A 25814-nucleotide genomic window follows, 5' to 3' on the forward strand; every position below is an offset into this window, starting at 1 on the left:
CGACGCCACCACCGGCGACGCCACCGCTGGCGACGCCACCGCTGACGACGCCCTCGCGTTCGAGGTCGTCTGGGAGGGCGAGCAGGTCGGCCGCGTCGAGCTGCTCGCGGACGACGACGGCGATGCCGACCTGCTGTGGGTCGTCGTGCCCGAGTACCTCGCGGTCGGCGTCGTCGAGCGAGCCCTGCGGCTGGTCGTGGGCTGGGGGTTCGAGTCCTTGGGGCTGCGGCGGATCGAGGCGAGGGTCGACGCCGACGACCGCGACGGCGTGCGCGCCGCGCTGCGCGCCGGGCTCGCCAAGGAGGGCGTCGCCCGGGGTGCCCTCGGGCTGCACGGCGACCGCACCGACGTCGTCGTGCTCGCTCGTCTCGCCGCCGACCCCGAGCCGCAGAGCCGCGAGGGCTTCATCGGGATGCTCAACTCCGCGCTGCCCACCAAGCGGGCCATCGCCCAGGGGATCCTGCGCGACGAGGAGGGGCGGGTCCTGCTCTGCGAGCTGACCTACAAGGCCGAGTGGGACCTGCCCGGAGGCGTCGTCGACCCGTCCGAGTCGCCGGCCCAGTGCGTCGTGCGTGAGGTGCGCGAGGAGCTGGCCGTGGACGTCGAGGTGCAAGGGCTGCTCGCGGTCAACTGGCTGCCGGCCTGGAGGGGGTGGTCCGACGCGGTCGTCTTCGTGTTCGACCTCGGTGTCGCCGACCCCGGCCTCGTGGCACGGACGACGTTGGAGCGCAGGGAGATCCGCGCTCTCCACTTCGTCGGCGAGGAGGACTGGGACCAGCGCGTGGCCCCCTACAACCAGCGGATGCTCGCCTTCCTCGCGGCACACACCGGCCCCACGGCATACCTCGAGGACGGGCTCCCAGCCCTCTGACCTCGGCTGGCCCCGTATGCCGCGGCACGGTCTCGGCCCCACCCGGCCAGCGCGGGCCGGGCGCGTCCCCCGCGCATCGTCGCAGGTCAGCGGGCAGCGCCGAGGTGCTCGCGCGGCCCGGGCCAGATAGGCTCACAAGGTCATAGAGCCGGGGAAACCGTACGAAAACGGAGTGCACCATGACTGACTCGAGCATGCCGAGGCTCACCGCCGAGGAGCTGGCCGCCGAGGGCGGCACCGCCCTGCCCGACAAGGAGGTCATCAGCATCCTCGACCTGAACGCCGACCTGGACATCGGCCTCGACGCCGCAGCACCCATCGACCTGGCTGTCGCGGCCAACGCCAACGTGGCGGCCCCCATCGACGCGGCCGTCGGCGCGAACATCCTCTCCGTGGGCTCCGAGGCCCAGGCCCTCGCCGACCAGGGTGTCGTCATCGACCAGGGCATCACCGGCGAGGCCGTGGCCGAGGGCAGCCAGGACTCGACCATCGACCAGGCCACCACCGAGGTGCCGCCGGCTGAGGCCCCCGCCGACGCTCCCGCGACGCCCACCGACGGAGCCATCGACCCCACGGCTCCTGTCACGGAAGGTGGCGCCCTCGACGGCAACCTGCTGAACGTCGACGTCGACCTCGCGGCCGACCTCGACCTCGCGGCGCCCATCGCCGGTGCCGTTGCGGCCAACGCCAACGTCGCGGCGCCGATCGACGCCGCGGTCGCGGCGAACATCGGTTCCATCGACTCCGACGCCGCGGCCCTCGCCCAGCAGGACGCGATCATCGTCCAGGACATCGACGCCGACGCGCACGCGACGACCGACCAGTCGTCGGACATCTCCCAGTAGCTGGTGCCAGGACCCGCTGACGTGACTCCTTTCGAGGGGCCCGGTGCTCCGGCCGTGCCCGGTTCCGCCCCGTCCGAGGCCACCGCACCCCCACCGCAGGGTGGGGGTGCGGTGCCCGCGCGCGCCGAGGGCGTGCAGCTGCTCGGGGCGGTGCCGGGGTCCGGCTACCGCGTCGCGCCTGCCCTCGTGCGGCGCGGCGACGGACAGACCATCCAGCTCACACCCCTGCTGTATGCCGTGCTGGACCAGGTGGACGGACGCCGGACCACGGCTGAGGTGGCCGAGGCGGTGGGTGAGTCCATCGGACGCGCCGTGTCGGCCGAGGACGTCGAGCTGCTGTGCGACACCAAGCTGCGCACCCTCGGTCTGCTGGTCAAGGCCGACGGGACCGACCCGGAGGTCCGCCGCTCGAACCCCCTGCTGGCCCTGCGGTTCAAGTACGTCGTCTCGGACCCGGAGGCGACCCGGCGCATCACGGCGCCCTTCAGCCTGCTGTTCGCGCCGGTCGTGGTGGTGGTCCTCGTGGCCGCGTTCCTCTGGGTGTGCGGGTGGGTGCTGCTGCACAAGGGCCTCGCGTCTGCGACCCACCAGGCGTTCGACCAGCCGGCCCTCCTCCTCGCGGTCTTCGCGCTGACCGTCGTGTCGGCCGGGTTCCACGAGTTCGGGCACGCCGCGGCCGCCCGCTACGGAGGGTCCACGCCCGGCGCGATGGGGACCGGTCTGTACCTCGTCTGGCCGGCGTTCTACACCGACGTCACCGACAGCTACCGGCTCGGTCGCGCGGGACGCGTCCGCACGGACCTCGGGGGCCTGTACTTCAACGCCGTCGTCGCCGTCGTGATGTTCGGGGTGTGGTGGGGCACGGGGTGGGACGCCATCCTGCTCATCATCGCCACCCAGGTCCTCCAGATGGTGCGCCAGCTCGCGCCGCTGGTGCGCTTCGACGGCTACCACGTCCTGGCCGACCTCACGGGCGTGCCCGATCTCTACCACCGCATCAAGCCGACCTTGCTCGGCCTGCTCCCCTCGCGCTGGAACCACCCGGAGACGACGGTGCTCAAGCCGTGGGCGAGGGCCGTGGTCACGGCGTGGGTGGTGCTGGTGGTCCCGCTGCTGCTGTTCTCCCTCGTGATGATGGTCCTCAGCTTTCCCCGGGTCGCCGGCACCGCCTGGGCATCCGTCGGTCGGCAGTGGGCGCGGCTCGAGACCCAGCTCGGCGACGGCGACCTGCTGGCAGTCGTCGTGCGGGTCCTGTCGATCGTCGCGATCGCCCTGCCGGTCCTGGGGGTGGTCTTCATCGTCAGCCGGGTCGTGCGGCAGGTCGTCGCAGGCACCTGGCGGGCCACGGACGGCCGACCGGTGCGCCGCGGCCTGGCCGGTGTCGTGGCGCTCGCAGTGGTGGCCGGGCTCGCCTGGTCATGGTGGCCCCACCCGGGGACCTACCGGCCCGTCCAGGCCTATGAGCGCGGCACGCTGGCCGACGCGGTCCCCACCTTGCTGCGGTCCGGCCTGCCTTCCGCACTGGAGGCTGGCCGTCAGGGTGCGGCCCGGGCGGTGTGGCCGGAGGGCGCCGCCCTCCCCACGGCCGAGGAGCCGCAGCTGGCCGTGGTCATGGTGCCTCGTGCCGATCGGGCCGGCGCCGGCAAGCCGACGATGCCGACCTGGGTCTTCCCGTTCAACCGTCCGCTGCCCCCCGGCGAGGGCGGCAACCAGGCGATGGCCGTCAACACCAAGGACGGCTCGACCCTCTATGACGTCGCGTTCGCCCTCGTCTGGGCGGACGGCGACACCGTGGCCAACACGAACGAGGCGTACGCCCTGGCCTCGTGCACCGGGTGCCAGACCGTGGCGGTGGCCTTCCAGGTCGTCCTCGTCGTCGGGGAGGCCAACGTCGTCGTGCCCGAGAACGTCGCAGCCGCCGTCAACTACAGCTGTGTCCAGTGCGTGACCGCAGCGCTCGCGACCCAGCTGGTGGTCACCCTCTCCGGCCCGTTGACCCCGCAGAGCACCGCGGAGCTCGCCACGCTGTGGCGCGAGATCTCTGAGTTCGGCGCGTCCCTCGAGGGCGTGCCGCTGAGCGAGCTGCAGGACCGTCTGAGCGACTACGAGCGACGGATCCTGGCCATCGTCCAGAAGGACCCGGCGTGGGTCGCGCCGGCTACGGGCGGCTCGTCCACCCCGACCGCGACGTCGACCTCCGGCGCTCCTGCCGGCACGGTGTCGCCCACCAGCGGCGCCGCTGCCACCACCGGGTCCGGGGCCTCCTCGTCGTCACCGGGGTCGTCCAGCTCGACGAGCAGCTCGTCGTCCGGTCAGGACGACTCGACCCCCACGGGCGGAACGGATGCCACGACAACGCCGTCGCCGACGGCGACGGCGACCCCCGAGGACGTGGCGCCGGCCACGGCCACGCCCTGACCGGCGGCCGCGCGGCATACCCTCCTGTGAGTTCAGGTATGCCGCGCAGCGCACGGATGGGAGCACGAATGGTCACCGGGGCCAGCGAGTTCGACGAGGGTTCAGCAGTCACGGCGCGGGCCGGCGAGGCCGGGGTGTATGACGCGGCGCTCGGCGAGGGGTGGCGCATCGGGGGAGGGGTCAACGGCGGCGTCCTGCTCGCCACCGTCGGCCGCGCCCTGTCGCAGGAGTTCGCGACGGCCGAGCGGACTGCCCATCCCGACCCGCTGGCCATCTCGGCCTACTACCTCACGCCGGGCGAGCCGGGCCCTGCCGTGGTCCGCACCGAGGTGGTGCGCCGCGGACGCTCGGTGTCGACCGGGCAGGCGTCCCTGCTCCAGCCCGGCGCGGACGGCGCGCAGGTCGAGCGGATGCGGGTGCTCGCCACGTACGGCGACCTGGCCACCATCGACGGCGATGCCTCGACGACCGCCAGCCCGCCGGAGCTGCCCCCGCCGGACCAGTGCGTCTCGTCGCGCGAGGCGCCCCCGAGCTTCCTCAAGCACGCGTCGCTGCTCGAACGGCTCGACCTGAGGCTCGACCCGGCCACCACGGGCTGGGCACTCGGCAAGCCGTCGGGCAACGGCACGATCCGGGGCTGGCTGCGGATGCAGGACGGTCGCGAGCCGGACGCGTTGCTGCTGCTGCTCGCGGTCGACGCCCTGCCACCGGTGGCGTTCGAGCTCGGGCTGCCGGGCTGGACCCCCACGCTGGAGCTGACGGCGCACGTGCGCTGCCGGCCGGCGCCGGGGTGGCTCCGGGTCAACCTCACCAGCCGGACCATGTCGGGCGGCTACCTCGAGGAGGATGCCGAGGTGTGGGACAGCGAGGGTCGGCTCGTGGCCCTGTCGCGGCAGCTCGCCCGGGCGACGGCACCGCAGCCCGGCTGACGCGGCACACGAGCACCCGTTCCCGGTCGACCCCTCGCGGGACGGCTCGTGGTCGGTCCGCCCGTGCAGCGCCGGTAGACTCTCGGCCTCGTGGCCCTCACTATCGGAATCGTCGGACTGCCCAATGTCGGCAAGTCCACGATGTTCAATGCCCTGACCAAGAACAACGTGCTCGCCGCGAACTACCCGTTCGCGACCATCGAGCCGAACGTCGGGGTCGTGCCCCTGCCCGACGCCCGCCTCGGCGCGCTCGCCGAGATCTTCGGGTCGGAGAAGATCCTGCCGGCGACCGTGTCGTTCGTCGACATCGCCGGCATCGTCCGCGGCGCCTCCGAGGGCGAGGGCCTGGGCAACAAGTTCCTCGCCAACATCCGTGAGGCCGACGCGATCTGCCAGGTCGTCCGGGCCTTCGAGGACGGCGACGTCGTGCACGTCGACGGCAAGGTCTCGCCGGCCTCCGACATCGAGACGATCCACACCGAGCTGATCCTTGCCGACCTACAGACCCTCGAGAAGGCCGTCCCGCGGCTGGAGAAGGAGGCGCGGATCAAGAAGGAGTCCAAGCCCCTGCTCGACAACGCGGTCGCGGCCCAGAAGGTCCTCGAGGAGGGCCACACCCTGTATGCCGCGGGGCGGGGTGCGGGGGTCGACCTCGACCTCGCGCGGGGCCTGGGCCTGCTCACGACCAAGCCCTTCATCTACGTGTTCAACCTCGACGAGGACCAGCTCGGTGACGCCGCGCTGCACGACTCGCTGCGCGCGTTGGTCGAGCCCGCCGATGCGGTCTTCCTCAACGCCAAGCTCGAGATGGACCTCATGGACATGGAGCCCGACGAGGCCATGGAGCTGCTCGAGTCGTTCGGTGCCACCGAGTCCGGCCTCGACCAGCTGGCCCGCACCGGCTTCCACACGCTCGGCCTGCAGACCTACCTCACGGCCGGTCCCAAGGAGTCCCGCGCCTGGACCATCGGCCGGGGCTGGACCGCACCGCAGGCGGCTGGGGTCATCCACACCGACTTCCAGCGCGGCTTCATCAAGGCCGAGATCGTCGGCTTCGACGACCTCGTCGAGGCCGGGTCGATGGCCGCGGCGAAGTCGGCCGGCAAGGTCCGCATCGAGGGCAAGGACTACGTCATGGCCGATGGCGACGTCGTCGAGTTCCGCTTCAACGTGTGATCGGTCATCACGACTCAACGTGTGATCGGTCATCACGACGGCTGGATCCATGGGTTGAAGCCGGTGGCGGTTTGTCGCATTGGTCGGGGTTGTTTCTCCCCCGATCGGTCAGATCTTGGCACGACCTTGACCCCTCGCTGACCAACTCCATACCTGAACGTCGAGTGCGGGACATGGTGTGCGCAGAAGGGTGACGCAGGGGTTGCCCTCAGACGAGGGGAAGCCTCATGTTCAAGAAGACCGCGGCCGCGACTGCGATGGGGGTCGGCCTTCTGCTGGCCGCAGCTGGCTCTGCCTCTGCCTACACCATGGACTCGGCCGGGCTCGGCTGGGTCGGCAAGGGAGAGGTCCAGAGCGCCTACGGCTGGAACAACAAGGCCATGCAGGACAACGTCGCCGGAGTGACGTTCGTCTACGACAGCACGAGCTCGTACGAGGTCGTCTGCGAGTTCGACAACCGTGGTGGCCACCACGTCATCACCAACACCAAGCACTCGTCGGTCAAGGCGACCGTCAGCAGTGAGTCCCGCAACAACAGCAACGGCAAACAGGGGCCGATGACGGGCTGGTACCTCACCGGCTTCGGCGCTGTCACCTCGACCGGCGCGGCTGTTCCGGCTGTCGGTGATGGATGTCCTGGCAACAGCGGTCTCGGGGCCATCACATCGGTGACGCAGACAGGCACCGGCAGCGGCGGGCTCTACGCGCTCTGGGGCGGCCAGAGCCGCCTGCTCACGCTCACGGTGGAGACGTCGACCCTCTGACGGAGCCGGTCTTCGATCGCAGCGGCAACAGTCCGCTGGCTTGGCCCGGGTTGTCGCTCGGGCCAAGCCAGGCGCCTGTCGGTGTCGCGCTCGGCGGGTGGGACGACGCTGCGGCTTCTGCGCAATCGGCCGCGCGGGTGGCCTGCTCGCTCCTACCCTCTCTGCATGAGCAGCGCAGCACCCGGGTGGTACCCGGTCGAGGGGGATCCCCGTCTTCGGTGGTGGGACGGCCAGGCTTGGACCGAGCACTTCCACGAGGGCCTGGGACCGAGTCCGACGCCGGCCGCGGCCCGGCCGGGCGTGGCCGTGTCGCCGTCCACCGGCAGTGGCGTCCCGGAGGACGCGATCTGGTCCGCGATCGGGAAGTCGCTCACGGGCGCCGGGGCCGGGCGGTACTGGCTGACTGCCGAGCACCTCGTCATCGATTCGAACGGCCGCGGAGGAGCCCAGCAGGTTCCGCTCGCCCTCGTGCAGGACGTGGAGGTCACCCAGACCATGACCCAGAAGGCGCGTGGCCTGTCCACCGTCAAGGTCCACGTCAACCAGGGCGGCGGCGTCGTGCTCTCCCTCGAAGACCTTCCGGAGGGCCGTATCGCGCGCGCCATCATCAGCCAGGCGGCCACCCGCCTGCGGATGGAGGGCCAGGGCCCGGCGGCCACCCCCACCCAAACCACCACCCCCACCCACGCCCCGGACAGCGGGTTGCAGGCAGCGGCCCAGGCACCAGCCCAGACCGCCGTCCCAGCGCCAGCCCAGGCACCGGTCCCCACGCAGGCACCGGAAACGGTCCAGCCCTGGGCCCACGCCCCCTCCGCCGAGCCCATGGAGCTGCTGCGCATGCTGGGGGAGCTGCGCGACGCCGGCCTCCTCACGGACGAGGAGCTCGCCACGAAGAAGGCCCAGGTCCTGGGCCGGCTCTAGCTGGACGCAGCCATCAGGGAGTAACCCCGTGACCCGTGGGTCGTTGGGCAGGGCGGAAGTGATGGCGATGGATTCCCTGGACCCCGAACGTGACGACCGGTTGTTCGAAGTGGAGTGTCAGCGGCGGGCGCTGGCCCTGGTGCGGGCGGCCCGTGTCCGCGACAAGGAAGCGCGTGCCGCGGCCCTGCAGGCGCTGATGGCGGACATGAGGATGAGCCCGCCGGGCGAGGACCGCGACCCTGCGGCGGACGCCGAGGTGGAGCGGCGGGTGTGGCGGACCATGCTGCAGCTGGCGGTGATGTGTGACGAGCTGGCGGAGCGGGCGATGGGCGCCGATGAGGTCGAGGCGTACCTGCAGCGCGGGTTCGACTTCGCGCTACGCCGCGAGCGGGACGCCTTGTAGCTCAGGCGCCGAGCTCAGGCGCCCACGTCGAGGGTGAGCCGCAGCTCCACGGTGTCACCTTCGTCGATGCCCTCGGCTCGTCTCACGGCGTCCTTGAGCGGGAGCAGGTACCCGCCGTCCTTGGGGAACAGCGACGTCGTGAACTCCGTCGAGCCGACCCGCCCGGTCACGGGGATGACGCCCCAGCCGTAGGTGAGCATCGACTTGTGGTCGTCGACGACGCCGGCCTCGTTCTCGGGCAGGGGCACGAAGTAGTAGGGCGCCGGGCCACGCCACTCGATGACGGAACCGCTGAACTCGAGGACCACCACGTCAGAATAGGGACGTGACGACGGCAGTGGTGGTTGGCAGCGGACCGAACGGTCTCGGCGCAGCGATCCGGCTTGCCCAAGCCGGGGTGGACGTCACGGTCGTCGAAGCCGACGATCGTCCCGGGGGCGGCACCCGCACGTCGGAGCGGACGCTGCCCGGCGTGCTGCACGACGACTGCTCCGCCTTCCACCCCATGGGTGTCTCGTCACCGTTCCTGCGCACCCTCGGGCTCGACCGGTTCGGCCTCGAGTGGCTGTGGCCGGAGCTCGACCTCGCGCACCCGCTCGACGACGGGCGCGCCGGCGTGATGTCGCGCGACCTCGACCGCACCCTGGCGTCCCTCGGCGCCGACGCGCAGTCCTGGCGTCGGCTGTTCGAGCCACTCGTCGAGCGTTACGACGCCCTGCTCGAGGAGGTCCTTCAGCCGGTCGCCCACGTGCCGAGCCACCCCCTGGTGCTGGCCAGGTTCGGTGTCGAGGCACTGCTCCCCGCGACCTGGACGGCGCGACGGTGGGAGGGCGCCCCGGCCAAGGCGTTGTTCCTGGGGGCTGCGGCCCACGCGTTCGGGCGGCTGGACACCCCCCTGAGCAGCTCGGTGGGGCTGATGCTCGTCGCGGGCGGGCACAGCGTGGGCTGGCCGGTGGCGCGCGGGGGGAGCCAGGCGATCTCGACCGCCATGGTCGCCCTGCTCGAGGAGCTGGGCGGCACGGTGCAGACCGGCATCCGAGTCGCCGAACTCGACCAGCTGCGCGACCTCACCGGAGCCGCTCCCGACCTCGTCCTGCTCGACACCTCACCGACCGACGTGCTCCAGATCGTGGGCGACCGGCTGCCCGCCGGCGTGCGGCGCGCCCTGTCGCGCTACCGGTACGGCCCTGCCGTGCACAAGGTGGACTTCGCCATCGAGGGCGACGTGCCCTGGCGCAACGACGACTGCCGCAAGGCCGGCACCCTGCACCTCGGCGGCAGCGCCGGCGAGGTCGCGGCCATCGAGAAGGCGGTGGTCCGGGGCCAGATGCCTGGCCGCCCGTTCGTCCTCGTCGGGCAGCAGTACCTCGCGGACCCCTCCCGCTCGGCCGGTTCGGTCAACCCCCTGTGGGCGTACGCGCACGTGCCCCATGGGTACACCGGTGATGCGACGCAGGAGGTCGTCGCCCAGATCGAGCGCTTCGCCCCCGGCTTCCGCGACCAGGTCGTCAGCACCGCCACGCGCGGCCCCGCCGAGCTGGCGGCCTACAACCGCAACTACGTCGGCGGCGACATCAGCTCGGGGGCCAACACCGTGCGCCAGCTCCTGCTGCGGCCGAGACCGGCCATCGACCCGTATGCCGTGGGCGTGCCGGGCGTGTACCTCTGCTCGTCCGCGACCCCGCCCGGAGGCGGCGTCCACGGCATGTGCGGAGTCAACGCCGCCGAGCGCGCGCTCGCGAGCCTCTGACGGTCGCACTGCTGCCGGACACAGCACAGCGGCGACGCCCCGAGTGGGTGCGCCGCCGCTGCGGTGGTGCTGTCCGGGCTCAGGCGTGACCGACGCCGAAGCCGGCGAGCCAGCTCTGCACGATCGGGATGTCGATGCGCTGCAGGCCACCGAGGTAGCGACAGTTCGACGTGTAGCCGTAGCTGGTGACGGTGACCTGGTAGCCGCTGTTGAAGGAGGGGCCGCCCGAGTCGCCGAAGCAGGTGCCGCCGCCGCCGCGGGGGTCGTTCTCGTTGCCGTTGACCTGCAGGACCTGGGGCGTGAGCTTCTGGCCGACCTCGTCGGTGAAGCGGCGCACGATCGGGTAGGACATCGGCGTCGGCTTCTGGGGGCCGGACTCCGCCTGGCGCACCTCGGTGCCGTAGCCGACCGCCGTGAAGAGCGTCTTGTTGAGGACGTTGGGCGTGTAGCGGTCGAGGAAGTTCGTCGGCGCGATGGTGACCGGGGTGATGCCGGTGACCGGGGCGTCGAGGACGATGACTCCCACGTCGTTCCAGTTCTTCAGGTCGGTGAAGTCGGAGTACTGCGGGTGGGTGTGGGCGGTGCCACTGCGGTAACCGCGCGCGGCCAGCTCTGCGGACGTGTAGCCGGCAGCGGTGTTCGCCGCCGTCGGGAGGTTGGACGGCGCCGCGTCGTCGATGAACGTGTCGAAGGTGACCAGCGTCTTGCCGAGCGTGCCCTGGGTGCAGTGCGCCGCGGTGACGAGCACGGTGGGCGAGACGAGGCTGGCCGTGCAGCGGAACCGGCCGTCGGCGTCGTAGAACGCGATCAGCGCGACGTTCGGGTGACGGTTGCCGTCGAGCTCACCTCCGGTGATGGCGGAGGCGGCGAGGGTCGTGCCCCCGACGAGGGCGGTGGTGAGGCCGAGGACGGCCAGTGCGCGACGAATTTTCATGCGGACTCCCTGCATCTGTCCAAAAAGCACCCCTGAGCGGGGCGCGACACGCAAAGTCAACCGTTGTCGCCACCCTGGTGTCTATGGGTCCGCGGCAGCCGGCGCTGCAGCCGGCTCGGCGACCGGTGGCCGTCGATGGCTACCACCGGCTAACGACGGGTAACACGGCAGTCCTTCGCTACAGCTGGGTGCCGACCAGCGCGCCAATCCCGTACGTCACGGCCATGGCCAGGATGCCGCCGAACACGTTGCGCACGATGGCGGGCCTCGGGGGCGCCTGGCCGAGCCGTGCGCTGCCCCAGCCAGTGAGCGCGAGCGCGGCGACCACGGCGAGCGCGGTCACCAGGACGCGCGACCCCACGGGTGGCAGGAGGATCGCGACGAGGGGGAGCAGCGCGCCCAGGGTGAACGACCCCATCGACGCCCACGCGGCGTGCCACGGGTTCGTCAGCTGGTCGGGGTCGATGCCCAGCTCGGCCTCGGCGTGCGCGCCGAGGGCGTCGTGCGCGGTCAGCTGCGTCGCGACCTCGAGGGCCAGCTCAGGGCTGAGCCCCTTGTCCTCGTAGATCGAGGCGAGCTCGGCGAGCTCCTCCTGCGGCATGTCCCTCAGCTCGCGCCGTTCCTTGGCCAGCAACGCCCGTTCGGTGTCGCGTTGGGTGCTGACAGAGACGTACTCACCGGCTGCCATGCTCATCGCGCCCGCGGCCAGTCCGGCGATGCCGGCCGTGGCGATGGCGCCGCGGTCGGTCGTGGCCGCGGCGACGCCGATGACGATGCCCGCAGTCGACACGATGCCGTCGTTGGCGCCGAGGACCGCGGCGCGCAGCCAGTTGAGCCGGGACCCGATGCCGGCGTCGTGCGCCTCGCCCTCGTGCGGCTGGGCGTCCGTGGAGACCACGTCAGCCACGGGTCGCCCCCAGCCGGGTGGCGGCCTGGTTGATGCGGTGGGCCAGCTCGACGTCGAGCTGGGTCAGCCCGCCCTCGGAGTGTGTTGACAGAGTGAAATGCACTGTGCGCCAACGGATGTCGATGTCGGGATGGTGGCTCATCTCCTCGGCCTCCAGGGCCACCTCGTCCACGAGCCGGATCGCTGCCGGGAAGTCCGGCGCCTCCAGGGTCGCCGTGAGCGAGTCGCCGCTGCGCTGCCACGCCGGCAGGTCTCGCAGCTGGCGGTCGATCTCCTCGTCAGTCAGCAGCCGGGTCATGGGACCACTGTGGCAAAGCGCTGCGGCAGTGTCACCGAAGGCCAGCCTCACCTGACCCCGGACAGCGGTATGCCGCGTGCGCGAGGTGCGCACGCGGCATACCGGCCGATCGGGGTGGGCTCAGGGCCCCCCGGGGTTGCTGCCGGGCGGCACGGGCATGGCCTCGGTGACGGTGGCCGGGCCCATGAAGTCCCCGGTGTCGCCGGAGGCGTGCTGGACCGTCAGCTGGGCCTTGACCTCGTGCGGCTTGAGCTCGCCCGACGCGATCTGCTCGGCCCAGTGGCACGCGACCCGATGACCCGCGGTGGACCCGRTGACGTCGACGACCCGCAGCTCGGGCCGTTCGGTGTCGCACTTGGTCTCCTGGCGCCACGGGCAGCGGGTGTGGAAGCGGCAGCCCTTCGGGGGGTTGGCAGGTGAGGGCAGGTCGCCGGTGAGCAGGATGCGCTCACGACGGTCCTCGATGAGCGGGTCGGGCACCGGAACGGCCGACATCAGCGCCCGCGTGTAAGGGTGCAGGGGCGTCTCGTACAGCTCCGAGGCGGGGGCCTCCTCGACGAGGGCCCCGAGGTACATGACCCCGATCCGGTCGCTGATGTGGCGCACCACCGCGAGGTCGTGGGCGACCACGAGGTAGGTCAGCCCGAACTCCTCCTGGAGGTCCTCGAGCAGGTTGATGACCTGCGCCTGCACCGACACGTCGAGCGCCGAGACGGGCTCGTCGGCCACGATCAGCTTGGGGTTGACCGACAGCGCCCGCGCGATGCCGATGCGCTGGCGCTGGCCACCGGAGAACTCGTGCGGGTACTTCTTGAGGGCTGCCGGCGGGAGGCCGACCGCCTTGAGCAGGTCACGCAACCGCTTGGAGGCCTGCTTCTCGTCCTTGGCGAGGCCGTGCGCCTTCATGCCCTCGAGCAGCAGCGACTCGACGGACTGCCGCGGGTCGAGGCTGCCCATGGGGTCCTGGAACACCATCTGGATGTCCTGGCGCTTGCGCCGCAGCTCCTCACCCTTGAGGGAGGCGATGTCGATCCCGTCGAACTCCACCGAACCCTCGGTGGGCGGCTCGAGGTTGAGGATCGCGCGACCGAGCGTGGACTTGCCGCAGCCGGACTCGCCGACCAGGCCGTAGGTCTCGCCCTTGCGGATCTGCAGGTCGACCCCGTCGACGGCCTGGACGTGGCCGATCGTCTTGTCGAAGATGACGCCGCGCTTGATGGGGAAGTGCACCTTGACGCCCTTGACGTCGACGAGGATCTCTCCGAACTGCTTGGCGGTGTCGATGCTGGTGCCGTCGCTCACCGGTTCACCTCCACGGGGTTGAAGCAACGCAGGGCCCGTGCGCCGTCCTCGTCGAGGCGGGGCGACTGGGTGGTGCAGACCGAGATGGGCTGGGAGCACCGCGGCGCGAAGGCGCACGCGTGGTCCCACGGCAGGTTGTCGGCCACCGACCCCGGGATCGGGGTGAGCTTCTCACCGCGCGACCCGTCGAGCCGGGGGATCGAGCCGAGCAGCCCGTGGGTGTAGGGGTGCCGGGGCTGGGCGAACAGCGGGTGGCGGTCGCCGCGCTCGACGATGCGACCGGCGTACATGACGTTGACACGGTCGACCAGACCGGCCACGACACCGAGGTCGTGGGTGATCATGATCATCGCCGTGCCGGTGTCCTGCACGAGGTCCTTGAGCAGGGCGAGGATCTGCGCCTGGATGGTCACGTCGAGCGCCGTGGTCGGCTCGTCGGCGATGAGCATCCGCGGCTCGGCGGCCAGGGCCATCGCGATGAGCGCTCGCTGGCGCATCCCGCCGGACAGCTGGTGCGGGTAGTCCTTGAGCCGGCGGACGGGGTCGGGGATGCCGACCTTGTCGAGCATCTCGCGCGCGATCGGGGTCGCGGCCTTGCGGGAGAGCCCGCGGTGGCGTTCGAGCACCTCGGTCACCTGCACGCCGATCGGGACGACCGGGTTCAGCGACGACAACGGGTCCTGGAAGATCATGCCGAGGTCGCGTCCGCGGCGGTCTCGCATCTGCTCGTCGGACAGGGCGAGCAGGTTGCTGCCGTTGTAGAGCACCTCGCCCTCGACGCGGACGCCGCGGCGGGGGAGCAGGCCCATGATCGCGAGGGACGTCACCGACTTCCCGCTGCCGGACTCTCCGACCAGGCCCACGGTCTGGCCGGGACGGACGTCGAAGCTGATGCCGTCGACGGCGACGAACGGCTCCTCACCCTGCCGGGTGAAGGTCACCGTCAGGTCGCGGACGGACAGCAGCGGCTCCTCGCTGTGGCCTCGGCGGGGGACGTTCTCGATGGTCTCGGTGGTCATGGTGCCTACCTCCGGCTCTTGGGGTCGAGGGCCTCGCGCAGCGACTCGCCCATCAGCGTGAAGCCGAGGGCGACGACGATGATGCACAGCGCGGGGTAGACGGCCAGGGTCGGGTGGTCGTAGATGAACCGCTGGGCGTCACCAAGCATCTGTCCCCACTCGGGCTTGCGGTCGTCGGGGTTGCCGAGGCCGAGGAAGGACAGTGCGGCGGCGTCGATGATCGAACCGGCCAGGACGAGGGTGGCCTGGACGATGACGGGTCCGAGCGAGTTCGGCAGCATGTGGCGGAACACGATCGCCGACCGCTTGACGCCGAGCGCCCGGGCGGCCAGTACGTGGTCGCTCGACCGCTGCGCGAGCATCGAGCCGCGCAGGAGGCGGGCGAAGATCGGGACCTGCACGGTGGCGATGGCGATGATGACGGTCCACTGGCTGGGCTGCGACGCGAGCGCGGCGATGCTCACCGCCAGCAGCAGCGACGGGATCGACAGCATGACGTCGACGATCCTCATGACGACGGAGTCGACCCACCCGCCGAAGGCGCCGGCGGTCAGGCCCAGCGTGAGGCCGCCCAGAAATCCGAAGAGGGTGGCGAGGATGCCGACGGTGAGCGTCTGGCGGCTGCCGACGATGAGCCTGGACAGGATGTCGCGGCCGACGTTGTCGGCACCCAGTGGGAAGCCCGGCTCGGGACCCGGGATGGGGTTGCTCTGCTGACGGACCTTGTCGAGCAGCAGGCCCGCCGCCGGGTCGTGTGGGGCGATGAGCGGCGCGAAGAGCGCCAGCAGGACGAACAGGACCGTGATGGCGGCGCCGAGCAGGAACACCGGGTTGCGCCGCAGACGCTTCCAGGCGCTGGCGATCAGCGAGACACCGGCGGAGTCCTCGATGTGGCCGGCGTCGTCGACCTTGACGTCGTCCACGAGGACGGCGCCCTGGCCGGCCGAGGTGGCGGCGAGGTCGTCGATGCGCTCCTTCTTGGACCGGGGGTTCAGGGGGTTCGGAACGTTGGGCACGCGGTCACCTCGTCCGGACTCGGGGGTCGATCACGGCATACGCGATGTCGACCAGCAGGTTGACGACCACGAAGGTGATCGCGAACATCAGCAGCAGCACCTGGAGCACCGCGTAGTCGCGCTTCTCGAAGGAGAGGGCCGTCGCCTCGCCGAGCCCACCGAAGGCGAACACCTTCTCGGTGAGCACCGCGCCGACGAGCAGGCCACCAGTCTGCAACCCGATCGTGGTGACCACGGGGAGCAGGGCGTTGCGCAGGATGTGCCGGCCACGGATGACCCTCGAGGTCAGGCCCTTGGACTCGGCCGTGCGCACGTAGTCCTCGTCGAGCACCTCCAGGACCGACGCTCGAGTGATCCGGAAGATCACCGCGAAGGGGATGGTCGCAAGGGCGATGCCAGGCAGGATCAGGTGCTTGACCGCATCCCACGCGGAGTCCCACTCGCGGGTGAGCAGGCCGTCGAGGATGAAGAACCCGGTGACGCGGGTGGCGTCGAGGCCGGGGTCCTGGCGGCCCGACACGGGCAGCCAGTGCAGCTTGATCGCGAAGATGTACTTCAGCAGGAAGGCGAGGAAGAAGACCGGGACGGCGATACCGATCAGGGACCCGACCACGGACGAGTTGTCGAACCACGAGGCGCGCCGTCGCGCCGCCCTGTAGCCCAGCGGGATGCCGAGGGCGATGGCGAGGACGATGGCGAACGTGCCCAGCTCGACGGTCGCGGGGAACCGCTGGAGGAAGAGCTGGAAGGCGTCAGTGCCGGGGAGCACGCCCGTGCTCGACCCGAACTGGCCCTTGACGGCTCGCTGGACGAACTCCCAGTACTGGACGTACAGCGGCTCGTCGAGCCCGAGGGACTTCTCGAGGGCGGCACGTCGAGCGGGGGTGGCCCTCTCGCCCAGGATCGCCGAGACGGTGCCGCCCGGCAGGCTGCGCAGCCACAAGAAGACCAGCAACGACAGGACGACCACCACCCCCACCATCTGGAGCAGCCTTCGCAGGATGAATCTCAGCACAGTGGGTCATTCTCCTCGCGTCGCGACGACTTTGGCCGACGGTCGTTTCTACACGACTGTGGCCGCCCCAGCGAGTCTGCTGGGGCGGCCACAGTCTTTTGACGGTGATCCGACGTCAGATTCGGGTCAGGGTCACTTGCCCACGGTCACGGACGAGAAGGTCTCGGCCGTCAGCGGGCTGGGGACCAGGCCCTTGACCTTGCCACTGACCACGAGGGCCGGCGGGGAGTGGCTGATCGCCAGACCCGGCAGGTCCTGCTCCATGATCTCCTGGTTCAGCTTCTCGTAGGCGGTGGCGCGCTGGCCCTCGTCCACGATGGCGTCCGCCGCGGCGAGGTCCGCCGAGAGCTTCGCGCCGTACGACGTCGCACTGGTGTGGAAGTCGTTCGTCTTCAGGCCACCGAAGAAGGTGCCGATGAAGTTGTCGGGCGAGTTGTAGTCACCGGTCCAGCCCAGCAGCCACGCGTCGTAGCCGCCGTTGTCGACGGTGTCGAGGTAGCCACCGTTCCAGGGCTTGGTGTTGACCTGGACCTTGATGCCGACCGCCTCGAGGTCCTTGCGCAGGGCCTCGTAGATCTTCTGCGGGGTCGGCATGTACGGGCGGGACACCTCGGACGGGTAGGCGAACAGCAGGGTCATGCCCTCGGCGCCGGCCTCCTTGAGCAGGCTCTTGGCCTTCTCGGGGTCGTACGAGTACGGCTTGAGGTCCTTGTTGTAGCCGGCCACGGTGTCGGGCATGAACTGCGTCGCCACCTGTGCGCCCTCGGGCAGCTGGGTCTTGACCAGCTGGTCACGGTTCAGGGCGTAGTAGAGAGCCTGGCGGACCTTGAGGTCCTTCAGCTTCGGGTTCTTGGCCGGGTTGAGACCCATGTAGAGGATGTTGAACGCGGGACGGACCAGGACCTGGTTGCCCGAGCTCTTCAGGCCGCCCCAGTCAGCCGGGTTCGGCAGGTCGTAGCCGTCGATGCTGCCGGCCTCGAGCTCCTGGCGACGGGTGGACTCGTCGGGGATGATCTTGAAGACGAGCTTCTTGGTCTTCGGCTTGTCGCCCCAGTAGCTGTCGTTCGACACGAGCGTGACCGTCTTGTTGGCCTCGTCGTACTTGTCCAGCTTGTACGGGCCGGTGCCGACCGGGTTCTTGGAGTAGGCCGGGTAGCCGAAGCCCTCGCCCTGCTTGGTGACGTTGTTGGCGTCACCGGCCTTGAGGGCCTTGGGCGACTGCATGGAGAACGAGTCCAGCGACAGGGCGGTGGGGAACTTCGACGTCGCGCGGCTGATCTTGACGACCGCGTGCGTCGGGTCCGTGGCCGAGCAGCCCTGGTAGAGCGCGTCGGCGCCGTCCTTCTTGAAGCCGCCCATGACGTCGGCCCAGTAGCCAGCGGGGCCACCGGCGGCGACCTCGTTCTGGTCGGACATGCGCTCGAAGTTGTAGCAGACGGCCTCGGCGTTGAACGCCTCGCCGTCCCAGAACTTCACGCCCTCGCGCAGGGTGAACGTCCACTCCTTGCCGTCGGCAGAGGCCTCCCACTTGGTGGCCAGCTCGGGCTGGATGTCGGCGGTGCCGGGCTTGATGCCGACCAGGCCCTCCATCATCTGACGGGTGATGCGGAACGTCTCACCGTCGGTGGCATAGAAGGGGTCGAAGACGTCGGGGGCGCCGGCAGCGCCGAAGGTGATGGTGTCCTTGGTGTCACCACTGCTTGCCGTCGAGCCGCTGCCGCTGTCCCGGTTGGACTGCGCGCAGGCGGTCAGGGTCAGGGCGAGCGCCGTCGCCAAGGCGACGGGAGCCGCCTTCCGCGTGAGCTTCATGTATTACCTCGCTTGATGTGCGATCTGTGGTCGGCCCGGTCGGGCGCCAGAATGGTGCGGGTGTTGCGGGTGTTGCGTCCGGAGAGGGAGGGCGTGCGCAAACCTTCTACGGTTGGTCACGGACCCTAGCGAGAAGTGCGGTGCGCAGACCGCAGCGCCGCGGAAATTAACAAAAGTGAGACACATGGCCGAAAGCCCCGATGTCGAGCTCCGGGAAGTGGTCGGGGCTGCTGTCGTCGACGACCTGGACCACCCGACCCTGCTGCTGGCCGCCCGGCGGACCGAGCCGCCGGCGCTGGCCGGGGGCTGGGAGCTGCCCGGCGGCAAGGTCGACGAGGGTGAGGGCCTGCACGAGGCGCTGCACCGCGAGCTGGTCGAGGAGCTCGGCGTCGAGGTGCGCCTGGGTGAGCTGTTGCCGGGCCCGCTGCCGGGCGGCCGGTGGCCGCTGGGCGACCGGTTCGCGATGACGGTGTGGTTCGCCGTGGTCACCTCGGGTGAGCCGGCGCCGATCGAGGACCACGACCAGCTGCGCTGGCTCGCTGCCCACGAGCTGTATGACGTGCCGTGGCTCCCGGCGGACCTCCCGATCGTGGACGCGATCGCCACCCACGTCCGCGAGTGAGCGCACCTGGCGCCAAACTGCCGTGGATGAAGCAGATCGGGCTCACTCGCACGGCACCGAGCCTGCCGGGGCAGGTGGCCGTGGTCAGGGGGAGCACAAAACCCTGAGACAATGGTGCTCATGCCCATGAAGACCCGCGGTGACATCCGCAATGTCGCCATCGTTGCCCACGTCGACCACGGAAAGACCACGCTGGTCGACAAGATGCTCTGGCAGGCCGGCGCGTTCGGCGAGCACCAGCACGTCGACGAGCGAGCCATGGACTCCGGCGACCTGGAGCGCGAGAAGGGCATCACGATCCTCGCCAAGAACACCGCGATCCACTACGCCGGCAAGGCCGCGGCGGACGCGGGACTGGCTGACGGCGCGACGATCAACATCATCGACACCCCGGGTCACGCCGACTTCGGCGGCGAGGTCGAGCGCGGCCTGTCCATGGTCGACGGCGTGGTGCTCCTGGTCGACGCGTCCGAGGGCCCGCTGCCCCAGACCCGCTTCGTGCTGCGCAAGGCGCTCGCCGCCAAGATGCCCGTCGTCCTGTGCATCAACAAGGTCGACCGCCCCGACTCGCGCATCGCCGAGGTCGTCGACGAGGTCTACGAGCTGTTCCTCGACCTCGACGCCGACGAGCACCAGATCGAGTTCCCCATCGTCTACGCCTCCGCCAAGAACGGTCGAGCGTCGATGACCCGCCCCGAGAACGGCGGCCTGCCGGACGGCGACAACCTCGAGGCCCTCTTCGAGACGATCCTGTCGACCATCCCGGCGCCGACCTACGACGACGAGGCCCCGCTGCAGGCCCACGTCACCAACCTCGACGCGTCGAACTTCCTCGGTCGCCTCGCCCTGCTGCGCGTGCACAACGGCACCATCAAGAAGGGCCAGTTCGTCGCCTGGTGCAAGGTCGACGGCTCCGTCGAGCGCGTCAAGATCACCGAGCTGCTGATGACCGAGGCGCTCGAGCGCAAGCCGGCCGAGTCAGCCGGCCCCGGTGACATCATCGCCATCGCCGGCATCCCGGAGATCATGATCGGCGAGACGCTTGCCGACGCCGAGAACCCCATCCCCCTGCCGGTCATCACGGTCGACGAGCCGGCCATCTCGATGACGATCGGCACCAACACGAGCCCGATGGTCGGCCGTGTCCGCGGCTCCAAGGTCACCGCCCGCATGGTCAAGGACCGCCTCGACAAGGAGCTCGTCGGCAACGTCTCGCTCCGTGTCCTGACCACCGAGCGCCCCGACGCCTGGGAGGTCCAGGGTCGTGGCGAGCTCGCGCTGGCCATCCTCGTCGAGCAGATGCGCCGCGAGGGCTACGAGCTCACCGTCGGCAAGCCGCAGGTGGTCACCCGCGAGGTCGACGGCAAGACGCACGAGCCGGTCGAGCGCCTGACCATCGACACCCCCGAGGAGTTCCTCGGCCCGATCACGCAGATCCTCGCCGCCCGCAAGGGGCGCATGGAGCAGATGACCAACCACGGCACCGGCTGGATCCGCATGGAGTTCCTCGTGCCGTCGCGCGGCCTCATCGGGTTCCGCACCGAGTTCCTCACCGAGACCCGTGGCACCGGCATCGCCCACCACGTGTTCGAGGACTACGAGCCCTGGTTCGGCACCATCACGACCCGCACGAGCGGCTCGCTCGTGTCGGACCGCACCGGTGTGGTCACGGCTTACGCGATGGTCAACCTCCAGGAGCGCGGCACGCTGTTCGTCGAGCCGACGACCGAGGTCTACGAGGGCATGATCATCGGCGAGAACTCCCGCGCCGACGACATGGACGTCAACATCACCAAGGAGAAGAAGCTCACCAACGTGCGCGCCTCCTCCTCGGACAACTTCGAGAAGATCGTGCCGCCGCGCAAGCTCAGCCTCGAGCAGTCGCTCGAGTTCTGCCGCGAGGACGAGTGCGTCGAGGTCACGCCCGAGGCCGTGCGCATCCGCAAGGTCGAGCTCGACCAGACCGTGCGCGCCCGCAGCGCGGCCCGGRCGCGCAACGCCTGAGAGGCTGTCTCCCATGGGAGCCCTGTCGCGTCGCGCTGCCCGCGCGACCGTGCCGATCGGCGCGGTCGCGGGGCTGCTCCTCGCGGCCGGGTGCGATGCCAAGCTGCCCACACCCGGCGACGACGCTGCCGACACCGGGCAGCTGACCGTGCTGAGCCTCGGCCCCGTGGCCACCTGGGACCCGCAGCGGATGAACGCCGCCACGGACGCGGCGTTCGCGGGACGCGTGTTCCTGCGTACGCTCACGGCGTTCCCCTCAGGCAGCGACTCTGGGTCCGCCGCCCCGGTGGGAGACCTCGCGACCGACGCGGGGACGCCCGACGAGTCGCTGCGCACGTGGTCGTTCACGCTCCGCGACGGCGTCACCTGGCAGGACGGCTCACCGGTCACGTGCGACGACCTCCGCCACGGCATCTCGCGGTCGTTCGCCGAGCCGTTCGCCTCGGAGGGCCTCAACTACCCGCTTGCGTACCTCGACATCCCGAGGACCACCAAGGGGGTGTCGACCTACCACGGGCCCGACGACAAGGACCAGAAGGCGTTCGACAAGGCGGTCGCCTGCGACGGCACGAAGGTCACCTTCCGGCTGTCGGTCCCGTCGGCTGACTTCAACCAGATCGTCTCCCTGCCGGTCTTCGCGCCGGTCAAGGCCTCGACCGACGAGGGCGCCGACGGCAAGTACGCCGTCATGTCCAGCGGCCCCTACCAGCTCAAGGGCGCGTGGGACCCGAGCGCAGGCGGCACCTTCGTCCGAAACCCCAAGTGGGACAAGGGGTCCGACCCCATCCGCAAGGCGGAACCGTCCACGGTCAAGTACGTCGAGGGGGTCGAGTCGCAGAACGCCGTCCAGCAGGTCCTCGAGGACTCCAAGCAGCACCGGCACTCGGTGACGCTGGACTCGGCACCCCCGGTCATGCAGCAGCACATCCTCTCCGTCCCTGAGCTCAAGAAGCGGTCAGTCAACCCGCGCTCGGCGCGTGTCGACTACCTGGCGCCCAACCTGCTGAGCCCGGTGATGGCCAAGCCGGGCGTCCGCACGGCGCTCGCCCAGGCCACGAACCGGGTCGGGTACGTCACGGCACTCGGGGGCCCGAGCGCGGCCGACGCGGCATACTCCCTGGTGAGCCCGGGCGTCCCCGGGAGCTCGACCGACGACCGGCTGAAGTCCGGTGACTCGGGCAATGCAGCGGCCGCCCGCGCCACCCTGCAGGCGGCCAAGGTCGCCCTGCCGGTCAAGATCACCGTCGCGTACCGCACGACAACCACGTCCGACAAGGCCATGGCCGCGCTGCAGAACGGCTGGGAGGACGCCGGCTTCGCGGTGACGCTCAAGCCGCTCGACGAGGACTACTTCACGTCGATCGCCAAGCCCGACAAGTCGGTCGACGTCTACTGGGCGAACTGGACCCCGGCCTATCCTTCGCCCGACTCGGTCCTGCCCCCGCTGTTCGACAGCCGCACCAACCTCCTGCCTGACAGCACCGGTCGCGACTACGGCTCCTTCCGCGACGACGAGGTCGACGCCGAGCTGACGCGCCTGGCGGGTCTGGCCGACCCGGCCGAGCGGGCCAAGGGCTGGCAGGCGCTCGACGAGCAGCTCATCGACAAGGGCGCCTACATCGCCCTCGCCCAGCACCGTTCGATGTACGTCGCCGGCTCCGGGGTCACGGGGCTCGCCGCGCTCGAGGCATGGGGCGGCTACGTCGACCTGGCCGGGATCGGCCTCTCGTGACCGCGCGCCGGGCGCCGCTGCTGACGGTCCACGCCCACCCTGACGACGAGACGCTCACGACCGGGCTGGCCATGGCGCATCACGTCCGTGCCGGGCACCCCGTCCACGTCCTCACCTGCACCCTCGGTGAGGAGGGCGAGGTGATCCCACCGGCGCTCGCGCACCTCGACGCCGCACACGACGACACGCTCGGCGCCTTCCGTCGGGAGGAGCTGAGAGCGGCCATGGACGTGCTGGGCGTGACCCACGAGGTGCTCGGTGCCGACGAGCAGTCCGGGGTCGCCTCGCGCTACCGCGACTCGGGCATGGCCGGCACCCCCAGCGCCGCCAACCCGGCGGCCTTCGTCAACGCCGACCTCGCGCAGGCCGCGGCGCTCGTCGCCGCCGTCATCCGCCGGGTCCGACCGGGCGCCGTCGTCACCTACGACGAGCAGGGGGGCTACGGCCACCCCGACCACATCCAGACCCACCGGGTCACCTGCGCGGCCGTCGCCTCGCTGCCCGCCGCCGAGCGCCCCCCGCTGTATGCCGTTCTGACGCCTGCCTCGTGGGCGCGTGAGGACCGTGCGTGGCTGGCCGAGCAGGAGCTCGACCCCGGCTGGAGCCTGCCGGACCCCGACGGCGACTACCCGCCCTCGGTCGTCGACGACCGCCTGGTGACCCATGAGGTCGTCGACCCCGACCTGGTGCCCGTGCAGGCCCAGGCGCTGCGCCGGCACGCCACCCAGGTCACCGTGTCCCCGGACGGCCTCAGCTACGCGCTCTCCAACGACATCGCGGCACGGCTGCCCGGCCGCGAGGGCTTCGCCCTGCTCGACCCGACCACCGGTGGGCTCGCCGCGGTGGACGGCTGGAGCAGGCGGACCACGGTCCTCGTGGATGGGGCCGCGGAGTGAGTGGCGACGTCACGCCTGACGGGTTCCGCACGGCCATGGGCAGGTTCGCGACCGGGGTCAGCGTCCTCACGACGTTCTCCGGCGGCCACGACCACGCGATGACGGCCAATGCCCTTGCCTCGGTCTCGATGGACCCGATGCTGGTGCTGGTCTGTGTCGAGATCGACGCACGGTTCCACGACGCGATCACCGAGTCCGGGGTGTGGGGGATCAGCGTCCTGTCCTCCAGCCAGCGGTCCACCGCGGAGTGGCTGTCGACCCAGGGACGCCCGCTGCACGGCCAGCTCGACCGGATCGGCCACAGGCGGGGGCCGGTGACAGGGGTCGCCCTGCTCGACGACACGTTGGCCACGATCGAGTGCCGTACGACCGGGATCCACGCCGCCGGTGACCACAGCATCGTGGTCGGCGAAGTAGTGTCACTGCAGACCAACGACCATCCCGGCGACGCGCTGCTGTACTACCGCAGCCGTTACGCCACCCTGGACTGACGGGAGCACGCCGTGAGTGAACGACGTTCCGCCGCCCTGCGACTCGGGATCTCCCTCGTGGTCCTCGCCGCGGGCTACCTCGGGATGGCGTGGTTCCTCGGCCGTCACGTGCCCGCGAGCACCACCGTCTCGGGTGTCCCCATCGGGGGCATGTCACCCGCGTCGGCCCAGAAGACCCTAGAGCGGGCACTGGCCGACAAGGCCAAGCAGAAGGTCGTTCTCAAGAGTGGTGACAAGACCGTCGAGATCGACCCTGCCGCCGCCGGTCTCGCGCTCGACCTGCCGGGCACCGTCGAGGGGCTGAGCGGGTTCTCCGTCAACCCCGTCGACCTCTGGCACGGCCTCACCGGTGGCGACGACCAACCCCTCGAGACCACGGTCGACCGCGGCAAGCTCGAGGCCGAGCTGGGTCGGGTCGAGGGCACGCTCGACACCGAGGTGGTCCAGGGCGGCATCACCTTCCCGGGTGGCAAGGTGCAGGTCACCGAGCCGGTCGACGGCGCCAAGCTCCAGGTCGGGCGCACCGCCGACGTGGTGGCTCGGCGCTGGCCCTCGGCCACCCCGGTGCAGCCGTCGTTCGAGGCGACACCCAGCGCGGTGTCCTCGCAGGAGGTCGGCCGGGCCAACACCGAGTTCGCCACTCCGGCGATGTCGGGGCCGGTCACCGTGGTCGTCGGCTCCAAGTCGTTCCCCGTCGCGCCTGCGGCGTTCGCGCCCGCAATCACCATGAAGGCAGACGCCGGCAAGCTGTCGCCGGTCATCGACGACGCCAAGCTCGTCGCCGCGGTGCGCAGGGCCGCGTCGGGTGCCGGGCTCGAGGCCAAGGCCCGCGACGCCAAGATCACCTTCAGCGGTGGCAAGGCCGTGGTCGTCCCGTCGGCTGCCGGCGTGACGCTCGACGAGAAGTCCGTCGTGGCCACCTTCGTCCCGGCGCTCACCGCGACCCCGCGCACGGCCACCGTCACGACGACGGTCGTCCAACCCAAGCTCACGACCGCCGCGGCCGAGAAGATCAAGCCCCGCGAGGTCATCTCGACGTTCACGACCTACTTCCCGTACAACCCGCCGCGGACGGAGAACATCGCCCGGGCGGCGCGCACCATCAACGGCAGCTACGTCGCCCCGGGTGACTCGTTCAGCCTCAACGCCGCGCTGGGCCAGCGCACCGGCGCCAAGGGCTACAACGAGGCCCCGGTCATCGTCGACGGCCGGCTGACCAAGGACTACGGCGGTGGCATCTCACAGCTGTCGACCACGTTGTTCAACGCGATCTTCTTCTCGGGCGCCCGGATCGAGGAGCACCACCCGCACAGCTTCTACATCTCTCGCTATCCCGAGGGGCGCGAGGCCACCATCTCCTGGCCGGACGTCGACAACCGGTTCACGAACGACACCGGCTACGGCATCCTCATCCAGGCCTTCGTCTCGGGGAACGGCGTGACGGTGACCTTCCACGGCACCAAAGTCTGGGACATCGAGGCCAGCAAGGGTCCCCGCCGCAACGTCGTGCAGCCCAAGACCATCGTCGACGGCAAGCCCGGCTGCGTGACGCAGTCGCCCAGCACCGGCTTCGACGTGACGGTGACCCGCATCTTCAAGAAGGGTGGCTCGGTGGCCAAGACGTCGAGCTTCAACACCCACTACATCCCCGAGGACAAGGTCACCTGCACCCACCCCAAGGCCAGCTGACGG

Annotated in this window: 24 protein-coding genes; 15 read left to right on the forward strand and 9 right to left on the reverse strand. The window is 70.5% G+C overall.

What is annotated here, in order from left to right; all coding sequences use genetic code 11:
• The 8 genes from AC1DV7_RS13125 to AC1DV7_RS13160 all read left to right on the forward strand — a co-directional run.
• Nucleotides 1-871, forward strand: an 871-nt coding sequence (locus tag AC1DV7_RS13125) for an NUDIX hydrolase (RefSeq protein WP_477597578.1), incomplete at its 5' end; no start/stop codon positions are given.
• 179 nt (nucleotides 872-1050) lie between these two features.
• The gene (locus AC1DV7_RS13130) at nucleotides 1051-1716 is read left to right on the forward strand and encodes a peptidoglycan-binding protein (RefSeq protein ID WP_477597579.1); all 666 of its coding nucleotides are present in this window, start codon (nucleotides 1051-1053) and stop codon (nucleotides 1714-1716) included.
• 21 nt (nucleotides 1717-1737) lie between these two features.
• Nucleotides 1738-4134: a zinc metalloprotease gene (locus tag AC1DV7_RS13135; protein WP_477597580.1), complete on the forward strand. Its 2397-nt coding sequence runs from the start codon at nucleotides 1738-1740 to the stop codon at nucleotides 4132-4134.
• Nucleotides 4135-4172: 38 nt separating this feature from the next.
• Entirely contained in the window at nucleotides 4173-5063 is an 891-nt protein-coding gene (locus tag AC1DV7_RS13140; protein WP_477597581.1) for a thioesterase family protein, read from the forward strand.
• Nucleotides 5064-5153: 90 nt separating this feature from the next.
• Nucleotides 5154-6239: a redox-regulated ATPase YchF gene (gene ychF, locus AC1DV7_RS13145; protein ID WP_477597582.1), complete on the forward strand. Its 1086-nt coding sequence runs from the start codon at nucleotides 5154-5156 to the stop codon at nucleotides 6237-6239.
• Nucleotides 6240-6466: 227 nt separating this feature from the next.
• Nucleotides 6467-7003 carry a hypothetical protein gene (locus AC1DV7_RS13150; RefSeq protein ID WP_477597583.1) on the forward strand — a complete coding sequence of 179 codons (537 nt, stop codon included), beginning with the start codon at nucleotides 6467-6469 and terminating at the stop codon, nucleotides 7001-7003.
• Between the two features lie 165 nt (nucleotides 7004-7168).
• Nucleotides 7169-7924, forward strand: coding sequence for a DUF2510 domain-containing protein (locus tag AC1DV7_RS13155; RefSeq protein WP_477597584.1), 756 nt, complete (start codon nucleotides 7169-7171; stop codon nucleotides 7922-7924).
• A 28-nt stretch (nucleotides 7925-7952) separates the two neighbouring features.
• Nucleotides 7953-8327 carry a hypothetical protein gene (locus tag AC1DV7_RS13160; protein WP_477597585.1) on the forward strand — a complete coding sequence of 125 codons (375 nt, stop codon included), beginning with the start codon at nucleotides 7953-7955 and terminating at the stop codon, nucleotides 8325-8327.
• A 14-nt stretch (nucleotides 8328-8341) separates the two neighbouring features.
• Here the strand turns inward: AC1DV7_RS13160 and AC1DV7_RS13165 are convergent, their stop codons facing one another.
• Nucleotides 8342-8635: a DUF1905 domain-containing protein gene (locus AC1DV7_RS13165; RefSeq protein ID WP_477597586.1), complete on the reverse strand. Its 294-nt coding sequence runs from the start codon at nucleotides 8633-8635 to the stop codon at nucleotides 8342-8344.
• A 17-nt stretch (nucleotides 8636-8652) separates the two neighbouring features.
• On the opposite strand from AC1DV7_RS13165, the gene AC1DV7_RS13170 reads away from it, so the two are divergent.
• Nucleotides 8653-10077 carry a phytoene desaturase family protein gene (locus AC1DV7_RS13170; protein WP_477597587.1) on the forward strand — a complete coding sequence of 475 codons (1425 nt, stop codon included), beginning with the start codon at nucleotides 8653-8655 and terminating at the stop codon, nucleotides 10075-10077.
• Nucleotides 10078-10156: 79 nt separating this feature from the next.
• Here AC1DV7_RS13170 and AC1DV7_RS13175 read toward each other — a convergent pair whose 3' ends face one another.
• From AC1DV7_RS13175 to AC1DV7_RS13210, 8 genes are all read right to left on the reverse strand, one after another.
• The gene (locus AC1DV7_RS13175; RefSeq protein WP_477597588.1) at nucleotides 10157-11011 is read right to left on the reverse strand and encodes a trypsin-like serine protease; all 855 of its coding nucleotides are present in this window, start codon (nucleotides 11009-11011) and stop codon (nucleotides 10157-10159) included.
• Between the two features lie 178 nt (nucleotides 11012-11189).
• Nucleotides 11190-11918, reverse strand: coding sequence for a VIT1/CCC1 transporter family protein (locus AC1DV7_RS13180; protein WP_477597589.1), 729 nt, complete (start codon nucleotides 11916-11918; stop codon nucleotides 11190-11192).
• Nucleotides 11911-12216 carry a 4a-hydroxytetrahydrobiopterin dehydratase gene (locus AC1DV7_RS13185; protein ID WP_477597590.1) on the reverse strand — a complete coding sequence of 102 codons (306 nt, stop codon included), beginning with the start codon at nucleotides 12214-12216 and terminating at the stop codon, nucleotides 11911-11913. Before AC1DV7_RS13185 ends, AC1DV7_RS13180 begins: the two co-directional genes overlap by 8 nt.
• A 120-nt stretch (nucleotides 12217-12336) precedes the next feature.
• On the reverse strand, nucleotides 12337-13518 hold the full coding sequence (locus AC1DV7_RS13190) for an ABC transporter ATP-binding protein (protein ID WP_477597591.1): 1182 nt from the start codon (nucleotides 13516-13518) through the stop codon (nucleotides 12337-12339).
• Complete coding sequence (locus AC1DV7_RS13195) at nucleotides 13515-14537, reverse strand: ABC transporter ATP-binding protein (protein WP_477597592.1); 1023 nt, start codon at nucleotides 14535-14537, stop codon at nucleotides 13515-13517. Before AC1DV7_RS13195 ends, AC1DV7_RS13190 begins: the two co-directional genes overlap by 4 nt.
• 5 nt (nucleotides 14538-14542) lie before the next feature.
• Nucleotides 14543-15553 carry an ABC transporter permease gene (locus tag AC1DV7_RS13200; protein ID WP_477597593.1) on the reverse strand — a complete coding sequence of 337 codons (1011 nt, stop codon included), beginning with the start codon at nucleotides 15551-15553 and terminating at the stop codon, nucleotides 14543-14545.
• A 4-nt stretch (nucleotides 15554-15557) separates the two neighbouring features.
• Nucleotides 15558-16568 (reverse strand): ABC transporter permease, encoded by a 1011-nt coding sequence (locus AC1DV7_RS13205; RefSeq protein ID WP_477597594.1) that lies wholly within the window; start codon nucleotides 16566-16568, stop codon nucleotides 15558-15560.
• A 132-nt stretch (nucleotides 16569-16700) separates the two neighbouring features.
• Entirely contained in the window at nucleotides 16701-18377 is a 1677-nt protein-coding gene (locus AC1DV7_RS13210; RefSeq protein WP_477597595.1) for an ABC transporter substrate-binding protein, read from the reverse strand.
• A 184-nt stretch (nucleotides 18378-18561) separates the two neighbouring features.
• Here AC1DV7_RS13210 and AC1DV7_RS13215 point away from each other — a divergent pair, with 184 nt between their 5' ends.
• The 6 genes from AC1DV7_RS13215 to AC1DV7_RS13240 all read left to right on the forward strand — a co-directional run bounded on the left by AC1DV7_RS13215 (nucleotide 18562) and on the right by AC1DV7_RS13240 (nucleotide 25811).
• Nucleotides 18562-18999 carry a (deoxy)nucleoside triphosphate pyrophosphohydrolase gene (locus AC1DV7_RS13215; protein WP_477597596.1) on the forward strand — a complete coding sequence of 146 codons (438 nt, stop codon included), beginning with the start codon at nucleotides 18562-18564 and terminating at the stop codon, nucleotides 18997-18999.
• Nucleotides 19000-19119: 120 nt separating this feature from the next.
• The gene (gene typA / locus AC1DV7_RS13220) at nucleotides 19120-21003 is read left to right on the forward strand and encodes a translational GTPase TypA (RefSeq protein ID WP_477597597.1); all 1884 of its coding nucleotides are present in this window, start codon (nucleotides 19120-19122) and stop codon (nucleotides 21001-21003) included.
• Nucleotides 21004-21016: 13 nt separating this feature from the next.
• Nucleotides 21017-22735, forward strand: coding sequence for an ABC transporter substrate-binding protein (locus tag AC1DV7_RS13225; protein ID WP_477597598.1), 1719 nt, complete (start codon nucleotides 21017-21019; stop codon nucleotides 22733-22735).
• On the forward strand, nucleotides 22732-23631 hold the full coding sequence (mshB, locus tag AC1DV7_RS13230) for an N-acetyl-1-D-myo-inositol-2-amino-2-deoxy-alpha-D-glucopyranoside deacetylase (RefSeq protein ID WP_477597599.1): 900 nt from the start codon (nucleotides 22732-22734) through the stop codon (nucleotides 23629-23631). The genes AC1DV7_RS13225 and mshB overlap by 4 nt, the downstream gene beginning before the upstream one ends.
• Nucleotides 23628-24122, forward strand: coding sequence for a flavin reductase family protein (locus AC1DV7_RS13235; RefSeq protein WP_477597600.1), 495 nt, complete (start codon nucleotides 23628-23630; stop codon nucleotides 24120-24122). The genes mshB and AC1DV7_RS13235 overlap by 4 nt, the downstream gene beginning before the upstream one ends.
• 12 nt (nucleotides 24123-24134) lie before the next feature.
• On the forward strand, nucleotides 24135-25811 hold the full coding sequence (locus tag AC1DV7_RS13240; RefSeq protein WP_477597601.1) for a VanW family protein: 1677 nt from the start codon (nucleotides 24135-24137) through the stop codon (nucleotides 25809-25811).
• Nucleotides 25812-25814 lie beyond the last annotated feature (3 nt).

Source organism: Pedococcus sp. P2_E4 (assembly GCF_056403935.1).

Bases quoted from the DNA above. Each gene is read 5' to 3' on its own strand.
- AC1DV7_RS13175 (WP_477597588.1), bottom strand. From the start codon at position 11,011: ATGAAAATTCGTCGCGCACTGGCCGTCCTCGGCCTCACCACCGCCCTC.
- AC1DV7_RS13140 (WP_477597581.1), top strand. From the start codon at position 4,173: ATGCCGCGCAGCGCACGGATGGGAGCACGAATGGTCACCGGGGCCAGC.
- AC1DV7_RS13225 (WP_477597598.1), top strand. From the start codon at position 21,017: ATGGGAGCCCTGTCGCGTCGCGCTGCCCGCGCGACCGTGCCGATCGGC.
- AC1DV7_RS13150 (WP_477597583.1), top strand. From the start codon at position 6,467: ATGTTCAAGAAGACCGCGGCCGCGACTGCGATGGGGGTCGGCCTTCTG.
- AC1DV7_RS13195 (WP_477597592.1), bottom strand. From the start codon at position 14,537: ATGACCACCGAGACCATCGAGAACGTCCCCCGCCGAGGCCACAGCGAG.
- AC1DV7_RS13155 (WP_477597584.1), top strand. From the start codon at position 7,169: ATGAGCAGCGCAGCACCCGGGTGGTACCCGGTCGAGGGGGATCCCCGT.
- AC1DV7_RS13215 (WP_477597596.1), top strand. From the start codon at position 18,562: ATGGCCGAAAGCCCCGATGTCGAGCTCCGGGAAGTGGTCGGGGCTGCT.
- AC1DV7_RS13185 (WP_477597590.1), bottom strand. From the start codon at position 12,216: ATGACCCGGCTGCTGACTGACGAGGAGATCGACCGCCAGCTGCGAGAC.
- AC1DV7_RS13130 (WP_477597579.1), top strand. From the start codon at position 1,051: ATGACTGACTCGAGCATGCCGAGGCTCACCGCCGAGGAGCTGGCCGCC.
- AC1DV7_RS13210 (WP_477597595.1), bottom strand. From the start codon at position 18,377: ATGAAGCTCACGCGGAAGGCGGCTCCCGTCGCCTTGGCGACGGCGCTC.